The 16,811-nt window shown below is 62.9% G+C and carries 15 protein-coding genes and 1 tRNA gene; 9 read left to right on the top strand and 7 right to left on the bottom strand.

Features of this window, described 5'->3' with window-relative positions:
- A complete protein-coding gene (locus V5735_RS04795) occupies positions 1 to 765 on the top strand; it encodes a VOC family protein (RefSeq protein WP_423745312.1) in 765 nt (254 codons plus the stop codon).
- Between the two features lie 483 nt (positions 766 to 1,248).
- The gene (locus V5735_RS04800; RefSeq protein WP_423745313.1) at positions 1,249 to 3,267 is read left to right on the top strand and encodes a BGTF surface domain-containing protein; all 2,019 of its coding nucleotides are present in this window, start codon (positions 1,249 to 1,251) and stop codon (positions 3,265 to 3,267) included.
- Between the two features lie 109 nt (positions 3,268 to 3,376).
- Here V5735_RS04800 and dph5 read toward each other — a convergent pair whose 3' ends face one another.
- On the bottom strand, positions 3,377 to 4,180 hold the full coding sequence (gene dph5, locus V5735_RS04805) for a diphthine synthase (protein WP_423745314.1): 804 nt from the start codon (positions 4,178 to 4,180) through the stop codon (positions 3,377 to 3,379).
- Positions 4,181 to 4,257: 77 nt separating this feature from the next.
- A complete protein-coding gene (locus tag V5735_RS04810; RefSeq protein WP_423745315.1) occupies positions 4,258 to 5,046 on the bottom strand; it encodes a hypothetical protein in 789 nt (262 codons plus the stop codon).
- A gap of 370 nt (positions 5,047 to 5,416) precedes the next feature.
- On the opposite strand from V5735_RS04810, the gene V5735_RS04815 reads away from it, so the two are divergent.
- Both V5735_RS04815 and V5735_RS04820 read left to right on the top strand, forming a co-directional pair.
- The gene (locus V5735_RS04815) at positions 5,417 to 6,397 is read left to right on the top strand and encodes a class I SAM-dependent methyltransferase (protein ID WP_423745316.1); all 981 of its coding nucleotides are present in this window, start codon (positions 5,417 to 5,419) and stop codon (positions 6,395 to 6,397) included.
- Positions 6,398 to 6,546: 149 nt separating this feature from the next.
- A tRNA-Thr gene (locus V5735_RS04820) sits at positions 6,547 to 6,621 on the top strand.
- 129 nt (positions 6,622 to 6,750) lie between these two features.
- Here V5735_RS04820 and V5735_RS04825 read toward each other — a convergent pair.
- Entirely contained in the window at positions 6,751 to 7,878 is a 1,128-nt protein-coding gene (locus V5735_RS04825; protein ID WP_423745317.1) for a GNAT family N-acetyltransferase, read from the bottom strand.
- 189 nt (positions 7,879 to 8,067) lie between these two features.
- On the opposite strand from V5735_RS04825, the gene V5735_RS04830 reads away from it, so the two are divergent.
- Positions 8,068 to 9,642 (top strand): class I adenylate-forming enzyme family protein, encoded by a 1,575-nt coding sequence (locus tag V5735_RS04830; RefSeq protein ID WP_423745318.1) that lies wholly within the window; start codon positions 8,068 to 8,070, stop codon positions 9,640 to 9,642.
- Between the two features lie 300 nt (positions 9,643 to 9,942).
- Positions 9,943 to 10,305: a hypothetical protein gene (locus tag V5735_RS04835; protein ID WP_423745319.1), complete on the top strand. Its 363-nt coding sequence runs from the start codon at positions 9,943 to 9,945 to the stop codon at positions 10,303 to 10,305.
- 35 nt (positions 10,306 to 10,340) lie between these two features.
- Here V5735_RS04835 and coxB read toward each other — a convergent pair whose 3' ends face one another.
- A complete protein-coding gene (gene coxB / locus V5735_RS04840) occupies positions 10,341 to 11,123 on the bottom strand; it encodes a cytochrome c oxidase subunit II (RefSeq protein ID WP_423745320.1) in 783 nt (260 codons plus the stop codon).
- A gap of 177 nt (positions 11,124 to 11,300) precedes the next feature.
- Here coxB and V5735_RS04845 point away from each other — a divergent pair, with 177 nt between their 5' ends.
- The 3 genes from V5735_RS04845 to V5735_RS04855 all read left to right on the top strand — a co-directional run bounded on the left by V5735_RS04845 (position 11,301) and on the right by V5735_RS04855 (position 14,624).
- Positions 11,301 to 13,562 (top strand): DUF6789 family protein, encoded by a 2,262-nt coding sequence (locus tag V5735_RS04845; RefSeq protein WP_423745321.1) that lies wholly within the window; start codon positions 11,301 to 11,303, stop codon positions 13,560 to 13,562.
- Positions 13,562 to 14,122: a hypothetical protein gene (locus V5735_RS04850; protein WP_423745322.1), complete on the top strand. Its 561-nt coding sequence runs from the start codon at positions 13,562 to 13,564 to the stop codon at positions 14,120 to 14,122. Before V5735_RS04845 ends, V5735_RS04850 begins: the two co-directional genes overlap by 1 nt.
- Before the next feature lie 82 nt (positions 14,123 to 14,204).
- A complete protein-coding gene (locus V5735_RS04855) occupies positions 14,205 to 14,624 on the top strand; it encodes a VOC family protein (protein ID WP_423745323.1) in 420 nt (139 codons plus the stop codon).
- Positions 14,625 to 14,630: 6 nt separating this feature from the next.
- On the opposite strand, the gene V5735_RS04860 is transcribed toward V5735_RS04855, so the two are convergent.
- From V5735_RS04860 to V5735_RS04870, 3 genes are all read right to left on the bottom strand, one after another.
- Complete coding sequence (locus V5735_RS04860) at positions 14,631 to 15,461, bottom strand: cytochrome c oxidase subunit 3 (RefSeq protein ID WP_423745324.1); 831 nt, start codon at positions 15,459 to 15,461, stop codon at positions 14,631 to 14,633.
- A 46-nt stretch (positions 15,462 to 15,507) separates the two neighbouring features.
- On the bottom strand, positions 15,508 to 16,287 hold the full coding sequence (locus V5735_RS04865) for a GHMP kinase (RefSeq protein ID WP_423745325.1): 780 nt from the start codon (positions 16,285 to 16,287) through the stop codon (positions 15,508 to 15,510).
- A 108-nt stretch (positions 16,288 to 16,395) separates the two neighbouring features.
- Positions 16,396 to 16,737 carry a DUF7344 domain-containing protein gene (locus V5735_RS04870; protein WP_423745326.1) on the bottom strand — a complete coding sequence of 114 codons (342 nt, stop codon included), beginning with the start codon at positions 16,735 to 16,737 and terminating at the stop codon, positions 16,396 to 16,398.
- Positions 16,738 to 16,811 lie beyond the last annotated feature (74 nt).

Raw genomic sequence — 16,811 nt, forward strand, 5'->3', positions numbered from 1 at the left:
ATGAGCGGGACATTCGATCACGTGATGATGCGCGTAGAGGATTTGGACGAATCGCTCGACTGGTACGAGACGCACCTCGGGTACGAGGAGAAGGGCCGCTGGGAGGCGGACACGTTCACGAACGTCTACCTAGGACCGGAGAACGTCCACGACGAGGGTGCCGTCCTCGAACTCACGTACAACCACGACGACCGGTCGTACGAGCTGGGCAACGCGTGGGGGCACATCGCGGTGCGCGTCCCGGAGGACGAACTCGAATCGTCGTACCAACAACTGATGGACGAGGGCGTCGAGGACTACCGCGACCCCGAGTCGTGCGGTGGACGGTACGCCTTCGTCAAGGACCCCGACGGACACGAAATCGAGATCGTAAAGCGCGACTACGGCGAGAAGTGGAGCATCGACCACACGATGATTCGCGTCGAGGACGCCGACGAGGCGCTCGGCTTCTGGACGCGCAAGTTCGAATACGAACACACCGGTCGCTGGGAGTCGGACACGTTCGCCAACTACTTCATGAAACCAGAGGACGCCGACCGAGAGGCGATGGCGGTCGAACTCACCTACAACTACGACGGCCGGTCCTACGAGCTGGGCGACGCGTGGGGTCACCTCGCTGTGCGCGCCGACGACCTCCACGACACGTGGGAAACCCTGCTGGAGCGCGAGGCGGACGACTACCGCGACCCCGAATCGTGCGACGACAGGTACGCGTTCACCAAGGACCAAGACGGCCACGAAATCGAGATTATCGAGCAGAACTGAGCGGTTCGAGGCCGAATGCGATTTTTTTCTCGGAGGGGCGATCCAGCCGCAGAACACCTGCGCATTCCGAATATATAACTAAATATTCAGTCACAGTTTTCATTCATAATCGTCACAGAGTCATGTTTTCGTTCAGTTTGGTTTGTCAACCCTACTTAAAGAGTGGAATGATGAACCATCTCATTAATCCCTCATTGTCATAACTCGGACGGGAGCCGAACGCCGTCATTGGTCGGTTCCGTTACCATTTCATGGAAACTCTAGTACTGCCCATATTGTCCGAATTAGGGCGCGTGAGTCCGTAACGGCCGATTACCAGACCACAAAGCATTTATAATAATGGACTAACGTTCTTCCTGTACCCCTACCCATGGTGGCAGATGGAGTACCACTTCCCTCCCCGTTCGATACGGGTTGGACGAAATGTCTATACGGTCGTGGGAAAGAAACTGTCGCCGTACGAGAAACAACTAACGAGAAAGCATGACAGGAAACAATACAAAGGTTCGCAGCCTCGCGCTGACCGCGATGCTCGTGCTGTCGGTCTTCGCCGGCACCATGGCGTTCGCGGGCTCGGCTGCTGCGGCCAGCTCGCCCGACGCGACGATTGGCACGGATTCGCCGATCTTCCAGGGCCAGACAGTCAATGCTACTGGTTTCAACAGTAGCACGGATGTAACGCTCGAAATCAAAGACGGCGATGGTTGGACGTACGAGGACGAATACACCTCGGACAGCGGCGGAAACATCACGTTCGACACCGCCAACCTCGAGGGTCGATACCGTCTCGTCGAAGGTAGCCACGAACAGAAGTTCCAGGTCGTCGAACAGTCGCTCGACATGAGCGCTAGCGACGACACTGTGAAGAACGACGGTTCGGACTCCAAGCTCACCTTCACGCTCGACCACGCCAACCGTAACGACTTCGACGTCTACGCCACGTCCGATGAGGCGTTCGGCGAAGACACGAAGAAAAACGTCGGCACCTACAGCGACGATGGTGACAAGAACAAGCTCGACTTCACTGGTGTCGACGCTGGTACGTACAACATCACGCTCCACGTGAACGACACGACCGCGAGCCAGACCTTCGAAGTCACCGTCAAAAACGCTGGCGACGTCAGCGCCTCCTTCGGCGAAACGTCCTACAGCGTCGCGCGCGGTGACGTCGTTCCGGTGACGGTTGACCTCCAGAACACGAACGACGCGACGGTTCAGGTCGGCAGCGACGACTCGAACTTCAACATGTCCGTCTACGTCAAGGACGGCTCCGATGACGCCAACGACGGTCAGGTCGTGTTCTACGTGAACACGTACAAGACGACCAGCGGCACCGCTAGCGAAGTCATCTACGGCGACGGTAGCGGTGACACGGTCACGCCTTCGTGGGTCACGCCCGCAAGCGGCGGTCTCGACAAGCCCCTCGCAGTGACCGGTAACGACATCTACCGACTCCGCGTCGACGCCAACGGCGACGGCACCCCGGACGGCGCTTCCGCGCTTTCGGTTTCCTCGCGCCACACTGGCAACGCACAGACGTGGATCGCACCCAACGACCTCGACGGTGCGGACAACGCAACGGAACTGACGGCCCTCGCTACCCAGCGTAGCAGCGTCGCCTACGGTGACCACGTTGTCGTCCAAGTGAAGGACACCAACGGCATCTTCGGCGCTGTTGACACGCTCAACAACGGAGAGGACCTCACGAACATCCAGGGTCTCTCGCTCACCTTCGTCGAGCAGAACCCCGAACAGAACAAGGATGCTGTCAAATTCAACACGACGGCCGACGGTGTCTCGCTCATCTCGGACAGCGACAACCAGACGCTCTACGCCGTCGTCGACACGTCCAAACTCGCTGACAACGGTGGCATCTCGGAAAGCAACGTCAAGGGCGACTGGAAAGCGACCTTCAAGGTTGCAGAAAATTACGGCGTCTCGCCGGACGACGACCAGACCGTCAAGACTTCGTTCTCGGTCGAAGAGGCCACTGTCGAAGTGAACGGTGGCGACGACGTCTCCGTCGCTCCCGCTGACAACCAGACCATCTCGGGTACGACCAACCTCGCGCCCGGTACCACGGTCACCCTGCAAGCCAGCTCCGGTGCCTTCTTCGAGAACCAGCCTGACCTCACGGTCGGCGAAAACGGCGAATTCTCGGCGATGTTCGACTTCAGCAAGTACGACAACGGCACCGAGTTCAGCGTCAAAGCAATCGCTGGCGACCACACGGGATCGGTCGACGGCATGCTGAACCAGAACGCTGGTACGACGACCACGACGACGACGACCACGACGACGACGACCACGACGACGACGACCTCGTCCTCGGAGACGACGACCTCGTCCTCGGAGACGACGACCTCGTCCTCGTCCAAGACGACGACCTCGTCGGAAGAATCCACGACCTCGAACGACGACGGTCAGCCCGGATTCGGCGTCGCTATCTCCGTCGTTGCACTCCTCGCGGCCGCGCTCCTCGCGCTCCGCCGAGAGAACTAAATCGGACACCGAGTCTGATTTCGACTGACGAAACCGCCTTCATTTTTCGCGCACTCGACCCGTGAGCGGCGGCGCTATCGACCGCCGAAAAATCGAGAAAAAGACCGTTCTATACGACGTCGAGCAGGTCGCTCGGCGCGTCGGCGAGCGATTCGAGCGCGTCGGCTTCGATGTGGTGGAGGTCGCCCGGGACGACGAGCAGATGGAGCGGGTCGCCGAAATCACGCTCCGCGAGTTCCGAGAGTCGGTCGGCTTCGACCAGCGGGTCGGGGCTTCCGGCGCGCGCGACGACGACGGCGAGCACGTCGTCGTATCCGTCGGCGAGCAATTCCGCCGCGTGGCTCGCGGTCATGTACTCGTCGTCCACGGTTTCCGATTCTTTTCTCGGATTCCAGCCGACCTTGATATCGAGGTAGACGAGCGTGTGCAGGCCGCGTTCGCGGTTGTCGTCTAGCACGTCGGTCACGCTCGCTGGAAGTCCGTCCGCTCCGTGGGCGTACTCGAACGGCAGCGTGGTCGCTTTCCCGAAGCGGTAGTTCTGCAAGCCGGTGAGTCCGCTCGCGGCGGACTCGGCGGTTGGTGCGTGAACCACGCGGGTGTCGATACCGCGGTCTTCGGCCCGGAGTCGAAGGTCGACGTGCGTCGTCGAAATCATGGTGTCACCGGCGGTGAGGAATGCGGCGTCGACCGACTCGGCGGCGGCGAGAATGTCGTCCGGATGCTGTTCGACGCCAGCGCGGTCTCGAACCTGGATGTCCGTGTCGTGAAACGCTTCGAGGTCGGTCACGTCCGCTCCGATGAGCTTGCTGGTGTAGAATTCGGCGAACACGCGGTCGGCGTCGGCGATGGCGTCGCGGCCCTCGACGGTGATCGAACGCTCGTCGTACAGGCCGAGTCCGATGAAGGTGAGCATGTGCGCTCTCCGTGTTCCGGCCGGTTAAAGCGCGCGAAGTACGCCGTTCGAAAAATTCAGTGGCTCATCGCGTCGGCTCAGTAAGGCTGACTCGGGAGGTGCTCCATCGATTGCGATCCGATTCCCTGGCCCGTTTCCTGTGTTCCGTACTGCTGGCCGAACCGCTGGCCGGTCTGCTGACCGAACTGCTCTCCGCCGACCTGCTGACCGTGCTGACCGGATTGTTGGGTACCGGTGGTTTGGAGCGCAGAGAGTCCCTTCTCGATGGTGCCGAGCGACTGTTTGGCGTTCTCGATGGTGGCCTGTACTTCGGGTTCATCAATGTGCTGTTGAAGCTCCTGTAGGCCCTCTTGGATGGCTTGCACGGAGCATTGCCCGATGGTGTGACTGACGGGTGACTGTCGGATGATGAGTTTCTTCTGTAACTCCGCGAGTTCTTGAATATCGTCACAGACGTTTGCGACGCGAGGCAGTCCGCGTTGAACCGCCTTCACTTTGGCCCACTCGGCCGTGGTCGAGACCTTCTCCAAGTCGTCCACGGCGATGCGAACCTCACTGGGAACCGATTCTTCGTATCGCTGCCGAATCTGCTGCCCTAACTGGCTGGCCTGCCGGTGCTGTTGTTGCATCGGTTGCTGTTGCATCGGCTGTTGTCGCGTCGGTTGTTGTTGCATCGGCTGTTGTTGCATCGGTTGCCGGTGTTGTTGTTGCATCGGTTGCCGACTCGGTTGTCGTTCGGACTGTTCCGTCTGTGGCTGTCGTGTCCCTTGCTGGTACTGCTGACCCATCGGTCGATACCGTTGTGACTGTGACTGCTGGCCGACGTCGAGTTCTTGTGTCTCCGGTTGCTGTAGTCGTTGTGTCATGGTTCTCCACCGGTCCCTGATTGGAACCAAGCCACGGTACTCCGACGCCGAGAATAAACCGACGACTCCGTTTCGAATCGTTCAGCTACGCCATCCGACAGCTACGACGGCTCGAACGGTTCGACTCCCCGGCGGCACCCGATTCGGGGCCGACGTTTACTAGATAGGGAATGGACGGTTGCGATAGGAAATCGGCAGTTCCCCGGCGAACTCCCACGGTGGAGAGCCGATTACCTTGCGATATGTTGTCAACCGGCGGTTGGGGGAGTGGCCGTTTGCAACTCGAAACTGTTCGTTGATCCGACAGGGCCGTCCCCTCGCCGCGACCCGAAGCGTCAGCGTTAACGCCCGCTTCCGGTAACGATGACGTATGGAAGTGCCTTGCGTGCGCGTCGAACGGGAAGAGGGGGAGGCGGCGCGCCGCGAACTCGCCGAGTCGGATTTGATCGTGGACGAGGTGAAGATCGTCGTCGAAGACGGGTGGCTGTACATCCCCGTCACCGATCCAGACGCGATTCCACCGACGTTCGAGGTCGTCACCCGCGACCTCCCGACGCGGACGACACAGCAGATGCCCGCCGACATCCTCGGCTTCGAACCGAGCTACGAGCGACTGGGTGAAATCGTCCTCATCGACGAGGACGACCCCGAACTGGCGACCGAAGTCGCCGACGCGGTAGTCGCCTCGGCCCTCCCGGTCGAGACGGTGCTCAACCGCGCATCGAAGGTCAAGGGTCAGACCCGCGTGCGCGACTGGGACGTGCTGGCAGGGAACGGAACCGAAACCGTCCACCGAGAGTACGGCTGTGAGTTCCTCCTGGACGTCGCGCGGGTCTACTTCTCCCCCCGACTCGCCACGGAACGCCACCGCGTCGCGGAGCAGGTGGAACCGGACGAACGCGCCTTCGACATGTTCGCGGGCGTGGGGCCGTTCGTGATTCCGTTCGCAACGCGCGGCGCGACGGTCGTCGGCGCGGACGTGAACGATGTGGCGATCGACTACCTCAACGAGAACGCCCGCCGGAACGGGGTCGAAGACCGCGTGACGGCGATTTGCGGCGACGTTCGGGAGACGGCGACGGAGTACGAGAACTGGGCCGACCGCCTCGTCATGAACCTCCCGCACAGCGCGGACGAGTTCCTCGACACCGCCGTCTCCCTCGCGGGCGACGAGTGCGTCGTCCACTACTACGACATTCAACACGAGGACGACTCGTTCGGTCCCGGAGAAGCGGCGATTCGCGCGGCGGCGGAACCGGAATACGACGTCTCGGTCGAAACGCGGCAGACGGTGCGGTCCTACGCGCCGCACGAACTCAACGTCTGTCTGGACGTTCGATTGACGCGGTAGTTCGTGATGAATTAACACCGGTGCCCGCGGCCATTTCGCAACCCTTATGCACTCCGTGGTGTCTACGTTGTAATGCAGTTGGAAGCCCCGTGCAGGTGTCCGACGGAGCGTAGCGACGTCGGGTACGGGACACGAGCATACGCGAGTGTGCCGGTGTAGCTCAGACTGGCTAGAGCGATTCCTTCGTAAGGAATAGGCCGAGGGTTCAAATCCCTCCACCGGCTTCCTTTTCGAAAAACTTCACGATGAGCGAAGCGGATTTGTGGAGAGTTTGAATCAGGAAGTGAAGCGAGCGAAGTGAGCGGAACGACTGTGACCCGTGAGCAACCGGGAAAACCACGAACCCTTCGGCGTCATCCGACTTCCAGTTCACAGAACGAGAGATTCCAATTTCCTTCTTCGGCCAATCGACGACCGTTGACGGTCCAGTCTCCACCCGACCCGTCGATGGGGCGCGCCGAGAACCAGTACTCCGAGGTCAATCGGGAGAGGGGGAAACGGTCGGTCGGCAGAAATCCGTGGTCGGCGAGGAGCGACCGCGGAAGCGTGGTTCCCGCGGCGACGATCACGTCGGCGTCCAGGTGTTCGTCGATGATTCGCCCGAGGAGCGCGGAGAGCGCCCGTTCCCGTGCCGTTCCGCCCGCGACCGGAAGCACGTCCGAGAGGTGGACGATGGTTTGGTCCGTTTTTCGTTGTTCGCCGACGACCACGGCGACCGGGCCGTACTCGCCGCGATATACGTAGGTCGTGTACTCGTAGCGAGGGTTCAGGAAGCGCCACGCGAGGAACGTCTCGTCGCGGACGGCGTGGGCGCTCGCGGTGCGCTGTGTGGCGGCGATGTCGGCGAGCATGGCCGGACGGAGGTCGTCGTAGCGGTCGATGACGGAATCCGGGGCTCTCGACGTCATCCGGTCGCGCCCCGCGAGGTACCCTCGAATCGCCGGGAGTGCGGCGCTCGCAACCGGCGAATCGCTCAGCGCCTGCGGGTTCTGCACGCGGTGGTGTTCGGTGAAGTTCGTCAGAACGCCGTCCCGGAGTGAGAGCTTGTCCGCCAACTTCTCCAGTCCGGCCTTCACCGCCTCGTTCGGGAATCCGACGACGATGGACGGCTCCCGCGGGCCGTAGTAGTCGTAGACGTGTTTCGCCATGCGGGTGAACAGTCCCTGGCGGCGATGGTCGGGGTGGACCATCGGGTCCACCTGCACGAGCGCGAGTTCGCGCGTTCCGCCGACGGAGAGCGGAATCGGAAGGCTCGGGCGTGCACCCACGACTTCCCCGTCGCGTTCCGCGACGCAAATCGGAACGTGTGACAGGTAGGGGTTGTCGTCAAACTTCCAGTCGAACCACTCGCCGCGCCCGCGGCGGTCGCCGAACACGGTCTCGTACAGCGCCAGCACACCCGATCGGTCGTCGGGGTCGTACTGCCGGACGACGTACGACCCGCTCTCTCTCGCGTCGGGGTCTGCCATCTCGTCGGCCATCGGGCAGTGGACGACTGCGGCCGACGTAAATCGGGACGGTCGTTCACTCGCGTAGGCGGACGCTTCGCTCGCGGGAGCGAGGTACGGAACTCCTGCTTTCTCGGAAGAGGTGGCGTAAGTCGTCCGTTTGCCGGGGGTTCCGATGAACGATGCTCCGTACTTTTCCCGGCGTGTCGCGGGCGTGTTCGCATGGAAGCCGACTCGTTTTCGGTCGCGGCACGGTCGGGGAACGTCGCGCGACTGTACGACGAAACCGCGGAGTGTCACGCTGAAAAGCTCGCGCTCGAAACGGACGGGAAACGGTACACGCACGCCGAACTCCGGGACCGGTCCGCTCGATTCGCGGGCGGATTGCAGGCCCTCGGGCTCCGTCCGGGCGACCGAATCGCGCTCTTTCTCCCCAACTGCCCCGAGTTCGTTATCGCGGCCCTCGGCGCGCTCAAAGTGGGGACGCCGTTCGTCCCGATGAACCCGCAGTATCGAACCCGAGAAGTCGCCTATCGTCTGGACGACAGCGACGCCAAGGCCGTCGTGGTGGACGGATCGCTCCGCGAGACGGCCGCGGACGCGATACGAGGGGTCGAAACGGACCCGGTGGTCATCGGTCGCGGGGATTGGGATGGAGAGGACGAAGACGGAACTGCGGACGCGGACCGCGCGTTCGCGGACGTGGACGGCGAGCCGTTCGTCGCCGAACGAACCGACGGCGACGTCGCCATGCAACCCTACACCAGCGGTACGACGGGGACCCCGAAGGGCGTCCTGCTCACCCACCGGAACCTCCGGGCGCAGTCGTTCATGGGCTTCGAGCGAACCGCCCTCGACGCCGACGAGGAGCGGTTTCTGTCGGTCCTTCCGCTGTCGCACATCGCCGGGTTCGTCAACCGGACGTGGCAACCCCTCGTTCGCGGAGCGAGCGTCTTCCTCCGCGATTCCGAGTCCTGGGACCCCGAGGCTGCCATGGCGACCATCGAGTCGAAGCGAATCACGAAGTTCGGCGCGGTCGCCGCGATGTACGTGGATATCGTCGAACACGACTCCTTCGGCGAGTACGACCTGTCGAGTCTGGCGGAGTCGATGGAGGGCGGCGCGACGATGCCCACGCCGGTCCAGGAAACGTTCGAGAACGGCGTCGGGGTCGAACTGTTCGAAGCCTACGGGCTGACCGAGACGGGTGGCGGCACGCACGCCGGAATCAACGCGACGTTCGGGCCGCGTCCGGGCACCATCGGGCAACCGTTTCGCGCGACGGACTGTGCGGTCGTGGACGAGGACGGCGAGATGGTCTCTCCCGGAGAGGCGGGGGAACTGCTCGTTCGCGGCCCGCACGTCATGAAGGGCTACCACGAGCGGCCGGAGGCGACCGACGCGGCGTTCACCGACGACGGCTACTTCAAAACCGGCGACATCGTGCGCCGCGACGAGGACAACTACTACGAAGTGCTCGGGCGGAAATCCGACGTCATCGTCACCGCGGGCTACAACGTCTATCCGGGGGAAGTGGAGGACGCGCTCTACGACCATCCCGACGTCGCGGAGGCGGTGGTCGTCGGAAAACACGACGACCGTCGCGGCGAAACCGTCGCCGCCTACGTGGTTCCGGCGACCGGTGTGACTCCCAATGCCGACCGACTGCGAGAGTACTGCCTGGAGACGATGGCGGCGTACAAACACCCGCGCGAAATCGAGTTCGTCCGAACTCTCCCGCGAACGACAAGCGGGAAGGTTCAGCGGTTCGAACTCGGCGGACGGGCGGACGACTGATGCGGCGTTGCGGTCGCCGAGAGGGGCAAACGGGCGTCCACCGACCGTGGGAGATGCGCTCCGACCTGCAGGCGTCCCCTATTTTTCGGTAGGCCGACCTTACAGTCGGTCGAGAGAATTACAACGAACAATTACACGATTTTGTTATATTTACTCGCTCAGACCACGTTAGAACCGAGAAAGAACGATTGGGTGGGCCCTCAGATATTATTTCACAAATTTACTTATACAATGAACTGTGCGCAATCGGCAGAACTATCCACTCCCCTTTTTCTCGTCGCCGTCGAGGGGTCAGACACCATGGGAGCAATAACACGGAGACTCATCGTACCCCTGTTGATAGCCGCCCTCCTCGTCAGCACCAGCGCTGGCGTCGCGCTCGCGGCCGGGAACGCCTCGGACAGCGGCGTCACGAAACTCGGCAGTCAGGACGTTACCATCAGCGACGCGACCGTCACCATCTCGGATACGAACATCGCCGGACCCGGATTCCCGAATCTCACCATCGACAACCAGCGGTACACGCTCGACTCCTCGACGATGACCATCGACGGCCTCCACGTCTCGTTCAACGGGCAGACCTACGAGATATGCCACGTCGACATCACGCTGAAGAACCTCGGCGTGACGCTCGACAACGTTCGAATCTCGGACAGTAACTGAGCGGTGAGAGAAACTCCGATTTTTTCGGACGCGTGTTACCCCGCCGAGCCGTTTTCCGCCGTCGAATTTCGGAGCCACTGTCGGTACTCGTCCTTGGGGAGCACGCGGACCTCGGTCCGCATGCGCGCGTGGCCCGAACCACAGAACTCGGCGCAGTAGCCGCGGTACGTTCCGGGTTCGAAGACGCGCGTGTGGATGACGGTGGTTCGCTTGGGGAACACGTCCTGTTTGACCCCCAGTTGCGGGACGAACAGCGAGTGAATCACGTCCGCGGAGGTCATACGAACGTAGATGTCGGTGTTCGCCGGAAGGACGAGTTCGTCGTGCGTCGTGACGTTCGTCCCCGGATAGCTGAACTGCCACCCCCACTGGTAGGCGAGTCCGCGGACCGTCACCGAATCCGTCGAGTTCGCGGCGTCCGCGAGTCCCATCCTCGCGCCGCCCGCTCCAGCGCCGCCCGACCCGCCGCCCGTCGGTTGCGTCGGCGTGATGTACGGATTCGTCAGCACGGTGAACGCCGCGACGCCGACGAACAGCAGGATGATGGCAGTTGCGATGGTCCACGTGATTTCGAGCGGCGGGTCCTCCGCCGTCGGTAACGGGTCGTCGTTGTTCCGGAACTTGAACACCGCGTAGACCAGAATTATCTCGACGAAGAGCGTCAGCGGCAGCGCCACGTACGCGAGTTGGTAGTTCAGCGAGTCGATGAGCCGTTTGTTGACCGACTGCGCGGCCGCTGGTTGGATGGCGGCGATTCCGACGACGAACAGGCACACCAGCGTCCCCCACCGAGATGCCCCCCTGCGGCGAAGTCGCATCGTTCCCGAGTCAACAGACGTGCGGATATAACTATCGTGCGCTCGGTGAACTGTATTTCATGTGTCAATTCTGTCGGGCGGGAGGCGGCCTGCGGCTTTATCACGGTTGCCATTGACACGAGTGAGTATGCACGGGGGGAGGGGGACCAGCGAAGGCCATCGAGAGGTGGTCCCACGATGAATCGGGCGATAGTCGAATTCACGGCGCTCTCGCTCGTCGTCCTCGGGTGTTGGGCGCTCTCGCGACTGTCCCATCGACAAGCCGCGGAACCCGACGGCGGGTATCCGGCGCGACGCGAGTTCGATTTCGACCTCGGTTCGATGTGGAAGTCCGTCGTCCACTGGACGACGACGACGAATCACCGCGAAATCGGAACGTTGTACATCGTCTTCGGGACGTTCGCGGCCCTCTGGGGCGGCATCGAAGCCATGATGATACGGACGGAACTGCTGACGCCGAACGCGAGCATCTGGTCCACGGAGACGTACAACGCGCTGTTCACCTCGCACGGTATCACGATGCTCTTTTTCTTCGTCACGCCGGTCTTTTTCGGCATCGCCAACTACTTTTTGCCCATCCTCATCGGCGCGGACGACATGGCGTTTCCGCGCCTCAACGCCATCGGCTTTTGGCTGTTGCCACCCTCGTTGCTCCTCGTTCGCGGGGGGCTTCCGTCACAGGTCATCGGCCAGTTCCTTCGACTGTTAGACGTTCACGGTCCCCTCTTTCAGTTCTTCTGGACGCTCCGCGACCCGGAACTCGGATGGACGCTGTACACGCCGCTTTCGACCCAGAGTTCGAACCCGCAGATAGACTTCCTTCTCCTCGGGTTGCACCTCTCGGGCATCGCCACGACCCTCGGTGCCATCAACTTCATCGTCACCATCCTCTACGAACGCGCCGAGGACGTAGGGTTCGACTCGCTCGATATCTTCTGCTGGAACCTCCTCGTGACGAGCGGGATAATCATCTTCGCCTTTCCGCTGCTGGGTAGCGCCGCCATCATGCTGCTGTTCGACCGCGTGTTGGGGACCACGTTCTACGCGCCACAGGGCGGCGGGGCGCTCCTCTGGCAGCATCTGTTCTGGTTCTTCGGCCACCCCGAGGTGTACATCATCTTCCTCCCGGCGACGGGGCTGATGAGTTTCATCCTGCCGAAGTTCGCGGGCCGGAAGCTGTTCGGGTTCAAGTTCATCGTCTACTCCACGATGGGTATCGGCGTGCTCTCCTTCGGCGTCTGGGCGCATCACATGTTCACGACGGGCATCGACCCGCGCCTCCGCGCGAGCTTCATGGCCGTCTCCATCGCCATCGCCGTACCGAGCGCCATCAAAGTGTTCAACTGGATAACGACGATTTGGTCGGGGCGGGTTCGGCTCACGGCGCCGATGGTGCTCTGTATCGGCAGCATCGGCACCTTCGTCGTCGGCGGCGTGACCGGCGTCTTTCTGGCGGTGATTCCCGTCGATATCGTCCTCCACGGGACCTACTACGTCGTCGGTCACTTCCACCTGATACTCATGGGCATCATTCCGTTCATGATGGTCGCCGCGAGCTACTATTGGTATCCCATCCTGACGGGGCGGATGTACGACCGGCAACTCGCGCTGTTCCAATCGCTGTTGCTCGTTGTCGGGTCCGTCGTCACCTTCGGCACGCTCGTCGTCATGGGACTGTTGGGCCTCCCGCGACGCTTCGCCATCTATCCCGCGGAGTTCGCGTCGTACCAACGCATTGCCACCATCGGCGCGTATCTCCTCGGCATCTCGGTGCTGTTGTGGCTCTACAACATGCTCTGGTCGTACTGGAACGGGACCCCCGTCAAGACGGCCGACGTGTGGGGGCTGAAACGCACCCACCAGTTCACCCGCGAGTGGCAGTGGTTCGAACGACGGTTGGAGGAGAAGTACGGCATCGAACCGACGGAACCCGAGGTAACCCGTCCGGCCGCGACGAGCGTCCCCGGCGAGGGCAGTCCGAACATCCTCGTCGGCGTCGAACCGCTGATAAACGCGATTCCGCGCATCGCGGGCGCGGCCGCAATCGGCGGGTTCATCGGAACGATGCTCATGTCCGGCGTGCTGTTCACCGCGACGGTGCTGGGCGTGTTCGACCTCGCGTCGTTCTCCGACCTCGCGGGATTCGTCGGCGAACAGGGCGTGGTTATCGGCTACCTCCTCTTCCTCATCGGCGGAATGACGACGTGGGCGCTCCTGTTCGCCGTCCTGGCGGAGTACCTGCCCGGGGGTCCGCGGATCATCACCGGACTGGCGTTCGCGACGATAATCTCGGTCGGGTTCGGATTGGCGTTCTACACCGGCCAAACCGGTCTTCATCTCCTCGCGTACGCCGTCTTCGTCCTCATCGCCCACTGGTTCTACGGCTTCGGACTGTCCGCCACGTTCGAATACCTCTCCGAACGGTGGGGGGTGGCCTGATGGACCCCGACGACCGACGTCCCGAACCCATCGACGAGGAGAGTTCGCTGTCCGAGACGTTGCTGACCTACGGCGCGCCGTTCTTCGGAACGCTGCTCGTCGCCGTCGGCATCGCCGGGGGAACGCTCGGCGGGTACGCCGTCGTCCAGTCCCAACTCGACCTTTGTGGCAATCCGACCATCGTCGTCTACTCGCCCGGCGCGACCGACCAGCTGACGGCAGCGACGCGGACCGACCCGCTCCGGGAGTTCGGCATCGACGAACTCGCGCCCGCGGAACGCCGGGCGTTCGAGGACGCGCTCGAAAACCCGCGGGACACCGGCGAGGTTCGCGGGCGGTTCGTCCACCGGCAAGCCTTCGAGCGAGGCGTCCTCGTCACGTCCGGCGGGACAACCCGGTACGTGACCATCTCCTCGGTGAACCCGTGTCTCGGGGTGGACCCGCTCTTGTTCCCGCTCGGCGTGGTGTTCGTCCTGCTGGGCGCGCTCGGAATCCTCACGCCGCCGCTCTACAGAAAGCTCCTCGAACGCGAGGAGCGGGCACGCGGGACGAATCGGTGATTTCGGTAATCTTCGACCCGATTTCGAACCCGGTGGTGTGCGTATTTCGTGCTCCCCGTCGTTCGTCCATCGGGGGAGAACCATGACACAGCAATCGACCGGCCACGTATCCCGAGTGACGCACTTCGCGCTGATAGTGGAGGATCAGGAGGAAGCCCTCGACTTCTACACCGAAACGCTCGGCTTCGAGAAGAAGGAAGACAGCGAGATGGGCGAGGACAGGTGGCTCACCGTCGCCCCCGCGGGACGGGAGGGTGTCCATATCATCCTCCGGTCGCCGGAGTGGTTCGACGGTCGAGACGCCGACAGATACGAGGAGTTGGTCGGCCACAATCCGATGGTCGGCTTGGAGGTGGACGACTGTCACGCGACGTACGCCGACTTGCGCGAGCGGGGCGTCGAGTTCGCGTCCGAACCGCAGGAGCGGGAGTACGGCGTCGAAGTCATCGCGTTCGACCCGGAGGGAAACGAACTCCTCTTCGTCGAACCGGCGCGCGCGTGACGGCTCTCATCCCGTCACGCTCGACCCGACGTACAGCACGACGACGAGGAATATCCACACCGCGTCCACGAAGTGCCAGTACATCGAGACCGTGCTGACCGACGTGTCTCGTTCCGAGTCGTACTGGCCGCGAATCGCCCGACCGAGGACGATGAACAGCAAAATCACGCCGAGCGTGACGTGGAGGCCGTGCAAGCCGGTCAGCCCGTAGAAAGCGCTCCCGAACAATCCCGAGGTCAGGGAGAATCCCTCGCCGACGATGAAGTCGTAGTACTCGTACGCCTGCCCCGCGACGAACCCAACCCCGAGGACGACGGTGACGCCGAGGAGCGCGAGAAACCGCTTTTGCTTCCCTTTCCGGAGCGCGATGTGCGAGTAGTGGAGGGTAAAACTGCTCAGCACGAGGACGGTCGTGTTGACGAGCAGGAGCGACGTCAGCACGTCGGGCAGTTCCGCGGGCGGCCACGTGCCGACGCGGACGAAGAAGTAGTAGGTGAACACCGCGCCGAACGTGGCGATGTCGGTCAGCAAAAACGACACCATCGTCGCCTCGTAGGAGTACTTCTTCTCCGTGCTCGTTCCGTGTTGCCGGTAGTCGCGGAGGTAGGCCTGGTCGAGCCATCCGCCCAGTCCGGCGACGAGCACGACGAAGCCGAGGAGCGCGAGAACGACCCCGGCGATTCCGGGGAACACGTCGGAGACGTTTCCCAGTATCGTCAACCCGAGTCCGAGGTACATGGTCGCCGCACCGCCCGCAGCGATGATGGGCCATCGACTTCGGTGATGCGCCGATTCGTGTTCGTCCGCGGACGCCTCGGTCGCCGCTGGGTCGGCCATAGCCGATAGAGACACACCGCGGAACGGCAAAAGTTCGACGGCGACGCTACAGCAGGTGTGCGCCGGTAAACGAGACGGTCGTCCGGTTCGGGAGCGCGTCCTCGACGCCCACCGCGAAGACGGTTTCGCCGAGCATCGCCATGCTCGCCGCGCCGCCCGCCGTCTCCACGTCGGCCACGGTGTCCCGGACCGTGTCCGTGGGGAGTTCTATCTCTCGTGCGAACGACCACGCGTCCCGAGTGAGACGTTCCAAGGACGGCTCGCGCGGCAGCGAATCGAGCGTCTTCCCGCCGACCCGTCCGATTCGCGCCATCAGGTTCGAGTCGCCCAGCGTCTCGCTGGTCGCCATCCCGCCGAACGAGACGTACTCGATGGCGTCGGTCGGTTCCCAGCGGCGGCGACCCGACCCGTCGTTCATCAGCGCGCCGCCCGCCGTCTGGATGAACACGTCGCCCAATCCGGTCCCGGCGTTCACCTCGGCGACGTGCGAGGCGTGTACGAGGTCCTCCCGCGAGCGGCCGAGTTCGAACTCCGCGTTCGCCGCGAGCGCCGTCGCGAGCGTGGCCGCGCCGCTCGCGCCGAAGCCACAGCCGATGGGAATCTCGTGTTCGAGTTCCACGCGGGCCGTGCATCCCAACTCGTCGAGCACGCCGGAGACGGGTTCGAAGTCGGTTTCCTCGCCGTCGAGCAGTATCCGGGTTTCGTCCGCCGCCCGCACCGCCGCGACGACCCCGTCCTCGATAGCCATGCTCGCGCCTCTCGACTCGTCGCCCGACTCGGCCGGTGCGAACACCGCCGTCACGCTTCCCGGAGCGAACGCTCTCATACTCGTATCGAGGCGAAAACGGCCCTTCAATCTCCCGTCTGCGGAACGAAGCGCCGGAAACGGTCGCGGGAGCGACCGGATTAGAGTGTGTCTAAACTCCGGAGGCGGTTACACCCCGCCGTCGTCGAATTCGAGGGTGACGTCGAGGAGGTCGGAGAGAACGTCCGGGAACGAGACGACTTCCACTCGCTCTTCGTCATCGGGGAGGTGAACGATTCCGGCGGCGACGAGCCGTGGAATGTCGGTGTGGTGGAGTTCGGTGTAGATGTGGACGTGTTCCTGTCCCGAGAGGGGTTCGTCCCGGTCGGCGTCCATCCACCCCGCCACGTTGTCCGCGAGACGCGTGACCGTGGTCTCGTCGTGCCGCCGGAGGTGGTACAGCGCGTACCGTCTGCGCGGTTCCGTGAGAATCTGCAACAGTGCTCGTAACGAGGTGTCGTCGCCGTCCATGTCTTCGCCTACCGACGCATGCGTTTCCAGCGGGACGTAATAAAATACCGGGAAAGCCCGCGTCGGGCAAAGTT

This window comes from Haladaptatus sp. SPP-AMP-3 (genome assembly GCF_049568665.1).
In the GTDB taxonomy this organism is placed as follows: Archaea; Halobacteriota; Halobacteria; order Halobacteriales; family Haladaptataceae; genus Haladaptatus; species Haladaptatus paucihalophilus.